Here is a 14,628-nt window from a genome sequence, read left to right on the forward strand (position 1 = left end):
GGGTAGTAGATCATCGGCTTGTCGTAGACCGGCAGCAACTGCTTGCTGGTGGCCAGCGTCATGGGGTGCAGCCGGGTGCCCGATCCGCCGGCCAGCAGGATGCCCTTCATCGCGCCTTCCATCGTGCGGTCGTTTGCCGCCGGGGTGTTCGCGCGATAGGGGTGCAGGTGCGACAGGTTGGTCATCGGGGTCGGTTCCGATCCGGAGGGCTGCATGGTTCGCTCCTTTCCTGATGGCCGGCGACGCGCCGTCCGGGGGGCGGCGCCGGGTGGCCCGCGCGATTGCCGCGCCGGGGGCCTGCGCGCATAGTGATGACGGCAACAGGGATTTTTGCGTGCTCGCCGAACGATTGACCCATGACCTGGCCTGTGTCCTCGAACGCCCCGACCTGCGCGTGATCGCGGGGGGGCGGCGCATCGGGCTGGATCCGGCGCTGGAGCGGCCGTTCGTGGTGCGGGCCGACGGCATGGTCGTGCTGGGCGCGCCGTGCATGAGGGCGCCGGCCTGTGCCCCCGCCCTGCTGCGCCACGCGCTGGAGCTCGCCCGCCTGATCGAGGCCGTGCCCGGCGATGATGTGGCCGGCGACGCGGTGCCCGGCGACGTGGTGCTGGCGGGGCTGTGCGCGGCCCGCACCGCCGCGCTGTTCGCGGAGCTGGACGGGCCCGGTGGGGTGGCGCGGGCGGACTGGCATGCCGACATGGCCGCCGCGCATCCGCCGGGCGCGGGCCGCCTGCGGCAGGTCTGGATGGAGCTGGCGCCGTTGCAGCCGCCGGTTGCCCCGGAACATGCCGATGACGGTGCGTTCGGGCTGCTGGCGGCCCGGCTGGGCGCATTGTGGCCGCTGCTGGAGCCGGCGGAAAAGCTGATGGCTGAAGGCGGGGATGCGCGGCTGGCGATCGACCCGGCGACGGGGCTGAATCATTACGGTTCTTCCCACCGGCCTCGCCCCTGGGCTGTGACCTATGCGTCTTCCACCGCGTCCTCGGTGTCCGAACGGGGTTTCGCGGGGGCCGAGGCGGCGCGGGCGCGGCTGGTGCAGGGCGGGTTGGCCGGGGAAGGTGCGGAGGTGCGGGCCGGCATGGTCGCGGAGGTCCGGCACCGGATCGCGGCGCATTACGGGATGAGCGGGGCGCAGGGCGTCGTGCTGGCGCCGTCGGGCACGGATTGCGAATTGTATGCCCTGGCCCTGGCGATGCTGGGTTCTGGTGGACATCCGGTCAGCAACATCCTTCTGGCCCCCGAGGAAACCGGGAGTGGCGTACCGTTAGCGGCAAAAGGTTGCCATTTTGCGAATGACACCGCGCTGGGCGCCCAAGTGGCCAAGGGCGGGTCGATCGCGGGGTTTCCGGCGGACACGCTGCTTCTGTCGGTGCCGCTGCGGCGGCCGGACGGGGCGTTGCGCGCGGCTGCCGAGATCGACGGGGAGTGCATCGAGCTGGCGCGGCGGGGCCGGCAGGCGGGGCGGCATGTGCTGCTGCACCGGCTGGACCTGTCCAAGACCGGATTGCTGGCGCCGGGGCTTGAGATGCTGGACCGGCTGGCCGACGCGGCCCGGGCCGAGGGCGCGCCGGTGCCCGATATCGTCGTCGATGCCTGCCAGGCGCGGCTGGATCCGGCACGGGTGCGGGCCTATCTGGACCGGGGGTGGATGGTGATGATCACCGGCTCCAAATTCTTCACCGGGCCGCCTTTCTGCGGGGCGCTGCTGCTGCCGGAAAGCGTGGCTGCGCGGCTGCGCGACGGGGACCTGCCGTCCGGGCTGGCGGATTACTGCCATCGCGGTGCGTGGCCGGAGGCGCCGGCGGCGCGGGGATTGCCGGTGGGCGAGAATGTGGGGCTGATGCTGCGCTGGTATGCGGCGCTGGCCGAAATGGAGGCGCTGAGGGAGGTCCCCCGGCCGGTGGTGCGTGCCCGGCTGGCGCGGTTCCTGACCGCGCTGGAAGCGGCGATCGATGCCGACCCGGACCTGCGGCGGCTGCCGGTGCCGCATCCGGAGCGGCCGCCTCTGGCCGATGCCTGGGACGATCGCGGCACCATCCTGAGCTTTTTCGTGCGCGATCCGCTGGCCTCATTGCCCTGTGGGGACGATTTCGTGCCGCTGGGGCTGGAGCCGGCGCGTGCGCTCTATCGCTGGCTGAATGCCGACCTGTCGCGGGTGGTACCCGTGGGGGCGGATCGGGCCCTCGCGGGGTTGCTGTGCCATGTCGGCCAGCCGGTGCCGCTGCCGCACCCCATGCTGCCCGGCGGGGTGGCCGGGGCGCTGCGCCTGTCGGCCGGGGCGCGGCTGGTTTCGGGCGAGCCGTCGCATGACGGGCTGGTGCCCGATCTGCGCATGGATCGGGAAATTGCCGATGCACAGCGGGTTCTGGCCAAGATCGGGCTGATCCTGCGGCACTGGTCGACCCTGGCGGCGGCCGACCCGGTACAGACCTACGCGCCGCTTCCGGCTATGGATACCGGCGCACCCGTCACCCTGCCCTGATCGGACCGGCCTTCATGAACCAGAATCACGGTCATTTCCTCGACACCCCCAAGCTGCCGGACGGTGTCACCCGCTTCTGGCTGATCCGTCATGCGCTGGTCGAGGAAAATGCCCGCATGCGGGTCTATGGCACGCTGGATGTGCCGCTTTGCCCCGACAGCCTGGTGGCCCAGCGCGGCATGTACGAGGCGCTGGCGGCGCGCCTGCCGCAGAACGCGCAATGGTTTACCTCGCCACTGGGCCGCACCCAGCATACCGCGCGCACGATCCAGGAGGCGGGGTATGGCCTGGTGGACTGGACGGTCGAGCCCGGGTTCACCGAGCAGTCGCTGGGCGAATGGCATGGGCTGCGCCATCACGAATTGCTGGACCAGTTGCAGCTGGCGCCGCATCTGTTCTGGTCGGTCGCGGCATCCGAGCGGCCGCCCGGCGGCGAGAGCATGCTGGAGGTCTGCGCCCGGGTGGGCGAGACGATGGACCGCATGGCGCGCGCGCATGCGGGACGGAACATGGTCGTCGTCAGCCATGGCGGGGCGATCCGCGCGGCGCTGGCCCATGCGTTGCGGGTGCATGCCGACACCGCGCTGCATTTCTCGATCCAAAATCTTTCCCTGACGATCATCGAGCGCTTTCCCGAAGCGTGGCGCATCGTGGCCGTCAACGAACTGCCGGGGGTCTGAACCTGCCCGGCATGGCGGTTTCGGCCGCCGATCAGTGCATGGAGTACCCCGAACATGACGTCATCCGACCGCCAGACCCTGCGAGGCACGGCGCTGCTGAACGATCCGTTCCTGAACCGTGGGACCGCCTTCACGACCGCCGAACGCCGGGCCCTGGGCTTGGAAGGGCTGCTGCCGCCGCAGGTTGAAACGCTGGACCGGCAGGCCGAACGGGTGCTGGCGCATCTGGACGCCAAGCCGACCGACCTTGAGCGCTATATCTACCTCTCCGCGCTCGTCGATCGGAACGAGACCCTGTTCTACAAGGTGCTGATGTCCGACCCGGCGCGCTTCGTGCCGATCGTCTATGCGCCCACGCTGGGCGAGGTCTGCAAGTCGTTCAGCCATCTCTATCGGCGCCCTCGGGGCATGTATATCAGCCTGGACATGAAGGGGCGCATTGCCGAGGTGCTGCGCAACTGGCCGGTGCCGGATGTGCGCTTCCTGTGCGTGACCACGGGCGGGCGCATTCTGGGGCTGGGCGATATCGGTGCCAACGGGATGGGCATCCCGATCGGCAAATTGCAGCTTTATACCGCCTGTGGCGCGGTGCCGCCGCATACCACGCTGCCGGTGCAGCTTGATATCGGCACCACCAATGCGGCCCTGCGCGCCGATCCGCTCTATCTGGGCCTGCGGCGCGAGCCGCCGCCGGAAGCGGAACTGGATGCGTTCGTCGAGGAGTTCGTGGCGGCGGTGCAGGAGGTCTTTCCCGCCTGCTGCATCCATTTCGAGGACTGGAAGGGTACCGACGCGATCCGTTACCTGGAGCGCTATCGCGAAAAGGTGCTGTGCTACAACGACGATATCCAGGGCACGGCGTCGGTGACGCTGGCGGGGCTTGTCACCGCGCTGCGGATCAAGGGCGAGCAGCTTTCGGACCAGAATTTCCTGTTCCTCGGCGCCGGGTCTTCGGCGCTGGGGACGTCGGACCTGCTGGTGACGGCCATGGAGGCCGAGGGGCTGACGGTTGCCGAAGCGCGCTCGCGCATCATTATGATGGATGTGAAAGGGCTGGTCGAGCCTTCGCGCACCGACCTGACCGAGGCGCAGCGTCGCTATGCCCATGCGGCCGCGCCCACGCGCGATCTGCTGGAGACCATCCGCCGTGTGCGGCCCAGCGTGCTGATCGGGGTTTCGACCGCCGGGGGGGCGTTTACCCAGCCGGTGGTGGAATTGATGGCCGAGATCAATGCGCGGCCGATCATCTTTCCGCTGTCGATTCCGCGCCCGGAATGCACGGCCGAGCAGGCCTATGGCTGGTCGGACGGGCGGGCGCTGTATGCCGCCGGCATCCAGTTTCCGCAGGTTCTGCGGGGGGACATGGTGTTTCGGCCCGGGCAGGCCAATAATTTCTATATCTTCCCCGGCCTGGGGCTGGCGGTCTATGCGACGCGGCCGCGCCTGATTACCGGCGCGGTGATCATCGAGGCCGCGCATGCGCTGGCCGATCAGGTATCGCCCTCGGCGCAGGCGCGGGGGATGCTCTATCCGCCGCAGTCGCAGATCCTGGAAGTGGAGGTGACGTCGGCCTGCCGGCTGGCGGAGTATCTGTTCGAGAACGGCATGGCGACCGTGCCGCGCCCGGAGGACATCCGGGCCTGGATCGAGGGGATGTGCTACAGCCCGGAATATGGGGCGATCGCGCCGGCTGAAGGCTGAGAGGCTGTTTGCAAAGTCACCCTGCCGGCGATCCGACGCGCATTTGCTGCGCTTCGGTGCTCACGGCCATCAAGGCCGCTCCGCTCCGATGCTCGAAAATACACGCCGGACGTGCCGCTTCGCGGCACTCTCGCTCGGCAGGCCGACTTTTCAAACAGCCTCTGAGGCGCGCGGCATACTCTTTAAATTAAAATGGTCTTCAAGGGGCAGTTTGTGCAGTGCGAATGGCGTAGATCTTATGACAGGCTGGTTCCGATGCTGATCAAGGAACATTTCGGTGACCCGGGCGCCCTTACGCGGCAGTTTCCGTATATGAAATCGACGTTCCTGTGGAAAAGCGACGATTTCATCATCACTGCAGAGGCGCTCGCCAATCCGAATAACAAATATCACGGGCTCGAGCGGCTTGCCGTGGAGCATCAGCAGGCCGGATCCTGGCAACTTGCTGGTGAGTATTGGCTGATCGCGGCGGGTTGGCGCCGTCATACGATGGATGCCAGTAACGAACGTCATGTAGAAGCATTGCAGCTTGTCTTGCGGCATGTCGAATATAACAGGGCGATGGCCGAGTGGAAAAAGAAGAGGCTAGGCAGAAGCGCGATGCCTTACCCCGGCCAGTTCGGGCTGTCGGACGATTGAAAATTGAAATTTTCAAAGAATATTCAGGATTGTTGCAGGGCGTGCGCCTTTGGAGCGCGGGGGAATGTCCTGTATTGGCGCAGATGAGGCGAAAGCGGAAATTCGGGATCTGACAAACCGGCTTCCAGCGTCAAACTATCGAAGCCTCTGGCGGAACGGTCCGCCAGAGGCCATCGATTGAAAGTCTTCTTGCTTCTTTTTCTTCAGAAAAAGAAGGCTCGTCCTCAGCTCACTTTGGGCGGGCGCCCATTGGCGGCGGCGACTTTCGTGCCCCATTTTACCAGGGTTTCGGTGCAGTCCGAGCGGTCGAGGTCGCATTCGATCAGGGTGGGGCCGTTTGTGTTGGCCCTGGCCTGTTCGATGGCGCTGGCGAGTTCGCCGGCTGTGGTGGCGCGGAGGCCGAGGCCGTGTCCGTCCTGGGCGTTGAAGGCGGCGATCAGGCCGGCATAGTCCCAGTTCTTGATGTAGTTGTAGGGGCCGTCATGGATCTTGATTTCGATGACGTAGCCGTGGTTGTTCACGAGGAAGATGATGACCGGGAGCTCGTAGCGCACCATCTGCGCGACTTCCTGCGCGGTGAGCTGAAACGAGCCGTCTCCGACCATCAGGACGTGGCGGCGGTCGGGGGCGGCCAGCGCGCCGCCCAGTGCGGCGGGGACCGACCAGCCGATGCTGCCCCACTGCATTTCGCTTTCCACCTTTGCGCCGCCGGGGAGGTTCATGCGCACGGCGTTGAACCAGCTATCGCCGGTTTCGGCCGTGAGCGTGGTGTTGCTGTCGACCAGGGCGTTGATCTGGCGGGCCATTTCATCGTTGGTCAGGCGGGCGTCGCGGGGTGCCTGGGGAATGGCGGGCAGGGGCTGGCGCGGGATTTCTGCGGAGCCGGCGCGGCGGGGCGCACGGGCGGCCAGGGCTTCGACATACTGGGCGATGGAAAAGCCTTCGAAGACGCGGCCGTTGACGGTGACGCTTTGCAGGTCGGCCAGCAGCGTGTCTTCCGGGCGCAGCGTGGCGCGCCAGCCGACGGTGGCGTAGTCGTTGAAGATCGGGCCGAGGCAGAGCACGCCGTCGGCGCCCTCGACGAGCTCCTGCGCGCCGGGGGAGCTGACTTCGCCCCAGTAGACGCCGCGATAGGCGGGGTGATCCTCGGGGAAGAAGCCCTTGGCGGCGGCCATGACCGTGACCGCGCAGCCCATGCGGTCGGCCAGGGCGGGGAGGAGGTCCAGGATGCCGGAGGCGCGCATGCGGCTGCCGACCAGCAGCACCACCTTGTCGCGGGCGTAGAGGAAGCGGCCGGTTTCTTCCAGCGCGGCTTCCAGGCTGGCCGGGTCGGCGGCGGGCTCGGACAGCAGGCTGCTGACGGGGCCCGGGGCCGGGCATGGGGCGTTGGCGAGGTTGCAGGGGATTTCGATATAGGCGGGCTTGCGCGCGCGCAGGGCGGTGCGGATGGCGTGGTCGATCTGGTGCGGTGCGTTTTCGGCCGAGAAGATCACCTCGGTCGCGCAGGTGATGTGGCGCATCATTTCGGCCTGGTAGCCGTAATTGGTGTTGCCCAGCGTGTGGTGCAGCAGGTGGCCCGACCCGTGGTCGTTGGTGTTGGGGGCGCCGGAGACCAGGATGACCGGTACATTTTCGGCATAGGCGCTGCCGATGGCGTTCATGGCGGAGAGCGCGCCGACGCTGAAGGTCACGATCATGGCGGCGGCGCCGTTGGCGCGGCCGTAGCCCTCGGCGCTATAGCCGCAATTCAGCTCGTTGCAGCTGTAGATCTGTTTGGTCGAGCCTTCCGTCAGCAGCTCGTCGAGCAGGATCAGGTTGAAATCGCCCGCGACGGCGAAATGGTGCTTCAGGCCGATCTGGCCGAGGCGGGTGGAAAGATATTGGCCGACTGTGGTGGTCATGGCGATGACTCCCCCGGTTTCCGGGGCGACCCGTTCGTCCCGGCTGCGTAGGGCGCAGACTGGGAGGCGCGGATTTTTCTGTCCAATATATGCGAACAACGCTATCCATATATTTCAGATATGAACATCGATTTCCGCCATCTGCGCTACATTGCCGCGATCGCCGAGCATGGCAGCTTCACGCATGCGGCACGGGCGCTGCACATGGAGCAGCCGCCGCTGAGCCAGCAGGTCCGCGCGCTGGAACAGGCGCTGGGGCTGAAGCTGTTCGTGCGGTCGCGGCAGGGCGCGGTGCCGACCGAGGCGGGGGCCGAGCTGGTCAAGCGGGCGGGTATCCTGTTGCAGATGCGGCAGGAATTCACGGATGTCGCGACCGGGCTTGCGCGTGGCGAGCGGGGCAGCCTGCGTGTGGGGCTGGCGGGCGCGGTGTCGCTGCTGCCGCTGATTCCGGCGGCGATCCGCCAGCTTCGCCTGGCGCTGCCGCATGCGGTGATCACGATGGAGGAAAGCAACACGCCGGCCTTGTGCGCGGCGCTGACCGAACGGACGATCGACGTCGCCATCATTCGTCCGCCGGCGCCGGGCGGGACGTTCGCGATCGAGACATTGTTCGAGGAGCCGACGCTGCTGGCGGTGCCGGTGGGCCATCCTGCTGCCGGACAGGCCACGGTTGCGTTGCAGGATGTGGCGCAGGATCCGCTGATCCTGTTTCCGCGTGCGCTGGGGCCGGGTTTCTTCGATGCCATTCTGGCGGCGTGCCAGAATGCCGGCTTTACCCCGCAACTGGGGCAGGAGGCGCCGCAGATTACCGCCGCCGTGCCGCTGGTGGCGGCGGGGCTTGGCGTGTCGATCGTGCCGGCCTGCCTGGACCAGATCCATGCCGGCGGGGCAGTGTTTCGCCCCATTGCCGGCACCGCGCCGCGCGCGACCCTGGCTGTTGCGACGCGGCCCGAGCCGCCGGCGCCGTTGCTGCGGCGGTTTGTGGAGACGTTGCGGGAGCAGGTGCGCGGGAGGGGGGCAGGGTGAAAGGGGAGCATTATGTGTGCCGGCAAGAGGCTTCTGAACGAATGGCTTCCAAAGGCGCCGCCTTTGGCGGGGTGTGGGGCGGAGCCCCACGGCTGGCGCTCTGCCTGATCCTGCTGCTGTCTCTGTGGCATGCCGGCGCATGGGCGCAGGGCCCGCGGGACCTGCCGACATCGGGCATGGTGGTGGCGCTGGTTTCGCGGGTGACGGGGTCCGATTTCTTTTCCGGCTATCGGAAGGGGGCCGAGCGAACGGCGGCGGCGCTGGGGATGATTCTGCTGGTGATTCCGGCGGGGACGACCGGCGTGTCGCAGCGTGAGGCGGTGGAAAAGGCCGTCGGCCTGAAGGCGCGGGGTATCATTCTGAACGATGTGGTCGGCCCCGATGTGGATGCCGTTCTTGCGCCCGCGTTGCAGGCGGGGGTGCCGGTCGTCTCCTTTGATTCCACGGAGAAAGATCCGCGCGTGATCCGGGTGGGGCAGGATGACGTGGCGATGGCCCGGCTGGTGGCGACGCAGGCGGTGGCGGACCATGCGGGGGCGGTGCGTGTTCTGGTGGCCCATATTACGGGTTTTCCGGAGATGGACCGGCGCTATGCGGCCTGGCAGGAGCGTGTGGGCCGTGCCGGGTGGCATGTGCGGAGTGTGGAGATGCCGGCTGGCGGCGATGTGCCTGGGCAGGCCGGGGAGCGGATTGCGCGGGCGATCCGGCGCGATCCGGGCGTGGCGGTTGTGTATGCGCCCTGGGACCAGCTTGCTTTTGGGGCGGTTGCGGCCTTGCGCGGGACGGCGTCGGGCGGGGCCGGGGGGCGCGCCGTTTATGGGAGCGACATAACGGATCAGGTCATTCGTGAGCTTGGCCGGAAGGGGACGCCGTGGGTGGGAACGGCGGGGACCGATCCTGCTGTCATGGGGGCGGTCTGCGTTCGTACGCTGGCGTTGCGGCTGGTGGGTGGGCTGCCGGGTGCGCCCGCGCCTGTGGCGCCGGTTCTCCTGACCGCTGCCTTTGTGCGGGGGGCGCGGATCGGGAGCATGGAGGATCTGGAGCGGGCCGTTCCGGCCTTTGCCCATAGTCCGGTTTCGGTGGCGCCGTGGATGCCGGAGGGGGCGCGCTGATGCGGGGGGTCAGGGCGCCTTTGCTTCGGGCATGGTTTCGGCCGGGCGTGGTTCCCGAAAGCGGCCGATCTCGAACGGAGTGATGACGTCGGCCAGCGTGTAGCGGTCCAGCACGGTGGTCATGGCCAGCAGGGCTTCGCCCAGGACGCCGCGCAGGCGGCAGGAAGGCATCAGCGTGCAGGGGCCGCGGGGGTCGGCTTCCGGAGTGTCGGTCATGCACGCCAGGAGCGCCATGTCGTCTTCCATGTACCGCACCACGGTGCCAATGACGATGTCGGAGGCGGGTCGGCCGAGGCGGATGCCGCCATTGCGGCCGCGGATGGTGTCGATGAAACCGCCCAGCCCGAGCCGGTGGACGACCTTGACCATATGGGCTTCGGAAATGCCGTAGGCCTCCGCGATCTCGCGGATCGAGGACAGTCGTTCGGTCCTGATCCCCAGATAGATCAATGCGCGGAGCGCATAGTCGGTTTGCAGCGTCAGTTTCATGAGTGGAAGATGCGCGCTCTTGACAGGTTTTCCAATGGGTTCGAAAAGGTATATTAATAATGAACCTTAAAGGATCACGCCATGTCCGCACCCCTCGACGAGGCAACCCGCGCGATTGTCCGGGCCACCGTTCCGGCGCTGAAGGCGCATGGGGTGGCGATTACGACGGAGATGTACCGGCGCCTGCTGGCGCGGCCGGAAATCCGTGACCTGTTCAATCTGTCGCACCAGCGGGACGGCGAGCAGCCGCGCGCGCTGGCGCTGGCGGTGCTGGCCTATGCGGAGCATATCGACCGGCTCGACGCGCTGGGCGGGATGGTGGAGCGTATTGCCGGCAAGCATGTCGGGCTGAACATCCTGCCGGAACATTATCCGTATGTGGCCGAGGCGCTGCTGGGGGCGATTGCCCATGTGCTGGGGGATGCGGCGACGCCGGACATCCTGGAGGCGTGGGGGAAGGCCTACTGGTTTCTCGCGGATATCCTGATCGGGCGCGAGAAGCAGATCTATGACGCGCATGCGGCGGCGCCGGGTGGGTGGACGGGCTGGCGTGCGTTCCGGGTCCGTGCGCGGCATCGGGAGACGGCGTCGATCGTCTCGTTCGAACTGGTGCCGGTCGATGGCGGGCCGATCGCGCGGCACAGGGCGGGGCAGTATCTCAGCTTCCGGCTGGAGGTGCCGGGGCATGGGGCGCAGCGGCGGAATTACAGCATTTCGTCGGTGCCCGGCGCGGATCATTACCGGATCAGCGTCCGTCGGGCCGAAGGGGGCGTGGTGTCGCCTTGGCTGCATGACAGCGTGGGGGAAGGGACCGAGCTTCAGGTGGCCAATCCGGCGGGTGACTTTGTGCTCGATGGAACGGGGCCCGTCACGTTCCTGACGGCGGGCGTAGGGCTGACGCCTGCCATGGCGATGCTGGGCGAACTGGCGCAGGCGGGGGGCGGGCGGAGGGTCCGCTATGTTCATGGGGCGGAAAGCGAGGAATCGGCGGCCTTTGTGGCCGATGTGTCCGCGCTGGCTGCCCGGGGGGTGGTGACGGCGGATTTCTTCTATGCGCGGGAAAGCGGCGTTGCGGCGGAGGGCGGGCCCGGCATGACGCGCCATGCGGGGCGGATCGATGCCGACTGGGTGCGGGAAACGCTGGATCGTGCCGCGACCTATTATGTCTGTGGGCCGGATTCGTTCATGCGCGACATGGTGGGTGCCCTGCGGGCGGAGAAACTTCCGGCTGCGCAGATCCGCTATGAGGTCTTCGGGTCGGCGGCCGATCCCGAACTGGTCCTCTGAGGGGCGTCACGACGAACGGCCTGCCCGATATCCGGCTCAGGCGCGGATGATCGTGGGGATGGCGGTCACGGGGAAATTGACCGAGCGCGCGATGAAGCACATGGCATGCGCCTGATGGTGGAGGGCCATGTCGGTCTTTCGCCGTCGGTTCAGGCCTGCCGGTTTTCGAGCAGGCTGCGGCGGATGCGGCGGCCGCGTTCGATGCGGTCGACGATGAAAGCCTCGTCGCCCCAGCGGATGGCGCGGGCCATGGCCTGGGCGTCTTCCATGAAGCGGGCCAGCATTTCCAGCAGGGCCTCGCGGTTGTTCAGGAAGATGTCGCGCCACATCACCGGGTCGGACGCCGCGATGCGGGTGAAGTCGCGGAAGCCGGAGGCCGCGAAATCCAGCACTTCGGACCGGGTTTCGTCCGCCAGGTCGTCGGCGGTGCCGCAGATGGTGAAGGCCAGCAGGTGCGGCAGGTGGCTGACGATGGCGCAGACGCGGTCGTGATGGGCCGGGTCCATGATCCGGGTGCGGGCGCCCAGGCGGTGCCACATCGTCTCGATGAGTGCTGTGGCCGCCGGGTCGGTATCTTCCAGCGGTGTCAGCAGGCACCAGCGGTCGTCGAACAGGGTGGCGAAGCCGGCATCGGGGCCCGAATATTCGGTGCCCGCCATCGGGTGGGTCGGCACGAAGGGGATGTCGGGCCGCAGGGAGGGGGCGATGGCGTTGATGATCGACTGCTTGGTCGAGCCGACCTCGCTGAGGATCGCGCCGGGTTTCATGGCAGGCAGGATCCGGGCGCCGACCGTGGCGATGGCGCCCACGGGCACGCAGAGGATGACGCAATCGGCGTCGGCGGCGGCACGGAGGGGATCGGCCTCCACCCGGTCGGCGATGTCCAGTTCCGCGACGCGCCGGCAGACGGCGGGGTCGATGTCGCAGGCCACCAGTTCGGCCGCGATCGTGCCGTCGCGCCGGGCGCGGCGCAGGATCGACGAGCCGATCAGGCCGGGGCCGATGACGGCCAGCGTGCCGAAAAGGGATGGGGCGGGATCGGTCGGGCGGTCGGTCATGGGGCGGTTCAGCGCGAGCGTTCGGAGGCGGGGTAGGCGCCGTCCTCGCGCGCCGGGTCGGGCCGGTTGCCGCGCAGGCGGCGGACCTCGGCGGCCTGCCACAGCAGCAGGACGGGGATGCCGATCACCAGGTCGCGGCCCCGGCGCAGCAGCGACAGGCCCAGCGAGACCGAGGGATCGATGCCGAAGGCCGAGCCCAGGGCGATATAGGCGGCTTCCTGCACGCCCAGGCCGGCGGGCACCAGGAACGAGACCGACATGATGCCGCAGGCCACGCCCTCGATCGCGATGGCGCCGCTGAGGCTGAGATGCGCGCCCAGGAAATAATAGCCGACCCAGATGGCGGCGGCGCTGCCGATCCAGGCGACCAGGTGGGTCGCCGCGGCCTCGGCGATGCGGCCGGGGTGGGACCAGACTTCGTCGAGCTTTTCCTGCAGCGTGTCGGCGCTGCTGAGCATTGCGCTGTGCCATTGCGAGGCGATGTTGCGGCTGAGCCCGCGCGCCATGCGCTTGAGAATGGTGCCGCCATGCTGCTGGGTCCAGATGAAGCCGCCGATGCCCAGCGCCAGCAGCAGCGTGCCGATGATGACCGGCTTGGCGAACGGGCTGGATTGCTGGTGGGCCACCAGGAACACCACCGCGATCAGCACGAACACGATCTGGCCCAGTACCTCGGTCGTCAGGTCGACGATGTTGGCGCTGGCGGCCTCGGGCCAGTCGATCGGCCGGCCGCCGGTGCGAGGCGAGGCGTCGCGGCCGGTCGCGCGGATGCCGATCAGGATGCCCCCGAGCTGCGAGAAGGGCAGGCATGTCGCCGCCGCATCGCGGACCATGCGGGCCATCGTCAGGTGCGCCAGACCGATCTCGCGGCAGGCTGCGTGCCAGGCAACACCCAGGATTGCATCCACTGCAAGCTGGGCGAGGATCGTGGCGCCGAATCCGACGATGCCGATGGACAGGACGGCCTTCAGCACCGAGCCCGCGCCGAGCCACGCGGTACATCCGGTTACAAGGGCCAGTCCCAGGAAGGCCAGCAGGATCGTGAGCTTTTTCAAGGATTGACCGCACTTCGTCTGCCGCGCCATGGCCAGTCCGCTGGGGAACCTGCCGACGCATGGGTTGGGCCTGACTTACACCAGAGGAGGGTCTGGCGCCACCATGTGGTGTCGGGATAAATGGTGCCCCGCCTTCCGCCGTCCTGGCGGCCCCCCGGGGCCGTGTGGACGGGACCTGCCGGAGCATTTGAACGGATCATGACTGCCCCCACGCTTGTTACCGGCGCGACCGGATTTGTCGGTTCGGCCGTTGCCCGTACGCTGTTGCAACGGGGACACAGCCTGCGGCTGATGGCCCGCAAGGGCGCCGACCTGACCAATATCCGCGACCTGCCGGCCGAAATGGTGGAGGGCGACCTGTCCGCCCCCGCGACCTTCGCCGAGGCGGTCCGCGGCTGCCGCTACGTGTTTCACGTTGCCGCCGACTATCGGTTGTGGGTGCCCGACCCGGCGCCGATGATGACGGCGAATGTGGAGGGCACGCGGCGGCTGATGCTGGCGGCGCAGGATGCGGGGGTGGAGCGGATCGTCTATTGTTCCTCGGTCGCGGCGCTGGGGCTGATCGGGGACGGCACGGTGTCGGACGAGGAGACGCCGGTGCATGAGCATGCGGTGATCGGCATCTACAAGCGGTCGAAATACCGGGCGGAGCAGGAAGTGCTGCGGCTGGTGCGCGAGCGCGGCCTGCCGGCGGTGATCGTGAACCCCTCGACGCCCGTGGGGCCGCGCGACATCAAGCCCACCCCGACCGGCCAGATGATCCTGGATTGCGCGGGCGGGCGCATGCCGGCCTATGTCGATACCGGCGTGAACATCGTCCATGTCGACGACGTGGCCGAGGGCCATGCCCTGGCGCTGGAGCGCGGGTGGATCGGCGAGAAATACATCCTGGGCAGCGAGAACCTGGCCCTGCACGACCTGTTTGCCATGACGGCGCAGATCGCGGGCGTGAAGCCGCCGCGCGTCAGCCTGCCGCAGGAGGTGATCTGGCCGGTGGCGGTGGTGTCGGAATGGCTGTCGCGCGGGTTCGGCATCGCGCCGCGCGTGACGCGCGAGATGCTCGCCATGTCGCGGAAGAAGATGTTCTTCTCCTCCGCCAAGGCCGAGCGGGAGCTGGGTTATGCGCCGCGTCCGGCGCGCGATGCGGTGACGGATGCGGTGACGTGGTTTCGCCAGAGCGGCATGCTGAAATAAGACG

At 68.0% G+C, this 14,628-nt stretch carries 13 protein-coding genes; 8 read left to right on the forward strand and 5 right to left on the reverse strand.

What is annotated here, in order from left to right:
* A partial coding sequence (locus HLH27_RS17125) for a sugar phosphate nucleotidyltransferase (protein ID WP_408870855.1) occupies window positions 1-215 on the reverse strand: 215 nt, incomplete at its 3' end.
* 119 nt (window positions 216-334) lie between these two features.
* Between HLH27_RS17125 and HLH27_RS14570 the strand changes: the two genes are divergently transcribed.
* The 4 genes from HLH27_RS14570 to HLH27_RS14585 all read left to right on the forward strand — a co-directional run bounded on the left by HLH27_RS14570 (window position 335) and on the right by HLH27_RS14585 (window position 5,502).
* The gene (locus HLH27_RS14570; protein ID WP_182950830.1) at window positions 335-2,482 is read left to right on the forward strand and encodes a hypothetical protein; all 2,148 of its coding nucleotides are present in this window, start codon (window positions 335-337) and stop codon (window positions 2,480-2,482) included.
* Window positions 2,483-2,496: 14 nt separating this feature from the next.
* Window positions 2,497-3,162 carry a histidine phosphatase family protein gene (locus HLH27_RS14575; RefSeq protein ID WP_182950774.1) on the forward strand — a complete coding sequence of 222 codons (666 nt, stop codon included), beginning with the start codon at window positions 2,497-2,499 and terminating at the stop codon, window positions 3,160-3,162.
* Window positions 3,163-3,216: 54 nt separating this feature from the next.
* A complete protein-coding gene (locus tag HLH27_RS14580) occupies window positions 3,217-4,863 on the forward strand; it encodes an NAD-dependent malic enzyme (protein ID WP_182950775.1) in 1,647 nt (548 codons plus the stop codon).
* Window positions 4,864-5,118: 255 nt separating this feature from the next.
* Window positions 5,119-5,502 (forward strand): hypothetical protein, encoded by a 384-nt coding sequence (locus HLH27_RS14585; RefSeq protein WP_182950776.1) that lies wholly within the window; start codon window positions 5,119-5,121, stop codon window positions 5,500-5,502.
* A gap of 224 nt (window positions 5,503-5,726) precedes the next feature.
* Here the strand turns inward: HLH27_RS14585 and HLH27_RS14590 are convergent, their stop codons facing one another.
* On the reverse strand, window positions 5,727-7,403 hold the full coding sequence (locus HLH27_RS14590; protein WP_182950777.1) for an alpha-keto acid decarboxylase family protein: 1,677 nt from the start codon (window positions 7,401-7,403) through the stop codon (window positions 5,727-5,729).
* A gap of 126 nt (window positions 7,404-7,529) precedes the next feature.
* On the opposite strand from HLH27_RS14590, the gene HLH27_RS14595 reads away from it, so the two are divergent.
* Together HLH27_RS14595 and HLH27_RS14600 are read left to right on the forward strand one after the other, a co-directional pair.
* A complete protein-coding gene (locus tag HLH27_RS14595) occupies window positions 7,530-8,429 on the forward strand; it encodes a LysR family transcriptional regulator (protein ID WP_182950831.1) in 900 nt (299 codons plus the stop codon).
* A 41-nt stretch (window positions 8,430-8,470) separates the two neighbouring features.
* Entirely contained in the window at window positions 8,471-9,541 is a 1,071-nt protein-coding gene (locus tag HLH27_RS14600; RefSeq protein WP_182950778.1) for a substrate-binding domain-containing protein, read from the forward strand.
* A 9-nt stretch (window positions 9,542-9,550) separates the two neighbouring features.
* Here the strand turns inward: HLH27_RS14600 and HLH27_RS14605 are convergent, their stop codons facing one another.
* Window positions 9,551-10,030 carry an Rrf2 family transcriptional regulator gene (locus HLH27_RS14605; RefSeq protein WP_182950779.1) on the reverse strand — a complete coding sequence of 160 codons (480 nt, stop codon included), beginning with the start codon at window positions 10,028-10,030 and terminating at the stop codon, window positions 9,551-9,553.
* A gap of 81 nt (window positions 10,031-10,111) precedes the next feature.
* On the opposite strand from HLH27_RS14605, the gene hmpA reads away from it, so the two are divergent.
* Window positions 10,112-11,317 (forward strand): NO-inducible flavohemoprotein, encoded by a 1,206-nt coding sequence (gene hmpA, locus HLH27_RS14610; protein WP_182950780.1) that lies wholly within the window; start codon window positions 10,112-10,114, stop codon window positions 11,315-11,317.
* A 149-nt stretch (window positions 11,318-11,466) separates the two neighbouring features.
* On the opposite strand, the gene HLH27_RS14615 is transcribed toward hmpA, so the two are convergent.
* Together HLH27_RS14615 and HLH27_RS14620 are read right to left on the reverse strand one after the other, a co-directional pair.
* Window positions 11,467-12,375 (reverse strand): prephenate dehydrogenase/arogenate dehydrogenase family protein, encoded by a 909-nt coding sequence (locus HLH27_RS14615; RefSeq protein WP_182950781.1) that lies wholly within the window; start codon window positions 12,373-12,375, stop codon window positions 11,467-11,469.
* Window positions 12,376-12,383: 8 nt separating this feature from the next.
* Window positions 12,384-13,430 carry a lysylphosphatidylglycerol synthase domain-containing protein gene (locus HLH27_RS14620; protein WP_182950782.1) on the reverse strand — a complete coding sequence of 349 codons (1,047 nt, stop codon included), beginning with the start codon at window positions 13,428-13,430 and terminating at the stop codon, window positions 12,384-12,386.
* A 198-nt stretch (window positions 13,431-13,628) separates the two neighbouring features.
* Between HLH27_RS14620 and hpnA the strand changes: the two genes are divergently transcribed.
* A complete protein-coding gene (gene hpnA / locus HLH27_RS14625; protein WP_182950783.1) occupies window positions 13,629-14,624 on the forward strand; it encodes a hopanoid-associated sugar epimerase in 996 nt (331 codons plus the stop codon).
* Window positions 14,625-14,628 lie beyond the last annotated feature (4 nt).

Source organism: Gluconacetobacter takamatsuzukensis (assembly GCF_014174275.1).
Taxonomy (GTDB): domain Bacteria; phylum Pseudomonadota; class Alphaproteobacteria; order Acetobacterales; family Acetobacteraceae; genus Gluconacetobacter; species Gluconacetobacter takamatsuzukensis.

Coding starts and splice junctions, on each gene's coding strand:
- HLH27_RS14575 (WP_182950774.1), top strand. CDS start 2,497: ATGAACCAGAATCACGGTCATTTCCTCGACACCCCCAAGCTGCCGGAC.
- HLH27_RS14580 (WP_182950775.1), top strand. CDS start 3,217: ATGACGTCATCCGACCGCCAGACCCTGCGAGGCACGGCGCTGCTGAAC.
- HLH27_RS14585 (WP_182950776.1), top strand. CDS start 5,119: ATGCTGATCAAGGAACATTTCGGTGACCCGGGCGCCCTTACGCGGCAG.
- HLH27_RS14590 (WP_182950777.1), bottom strand. CDS start 7,403: ATGACCACCACAGTCGGCCAATATCTTTCCACCCGCCTCGGCCAGATC.
- HLH27_RS14600 (WP_182950778.1), top strand. CDS start 8,471: ATGGCTTCCAAAGGCGCCGCCTTTGGCGGGGTGTGGGGCGGAGCCCCA.
- HLH27_RS14605 (WP_182950779.1), bottom strand. CDS start 10,030: ATGAAACTGACGCTGCAAACCGACTATGCGCTCCGCGCATTGATCTAT.
- hmpA (WP_182950780.1), top strand. CDS start 10,112: ATGTCCGCACCCCTCGACGAGGCAACCCGCGCGATTGTCCGGGCCACC.
- HLH27_RS14615 (WP_182950781.1), bottom strand. CDS start 12,375: ATGACCGACCGCCCGACCGATCCCGCCCCATCCCTTTTCGGCACGCTG.
- hpnA (WP_182950783.1), top strand. CDS start 13,629: ATGACTGCCCCCACGCTTGTTACCGGCGCGACCGGATTTGTCGGTTCG.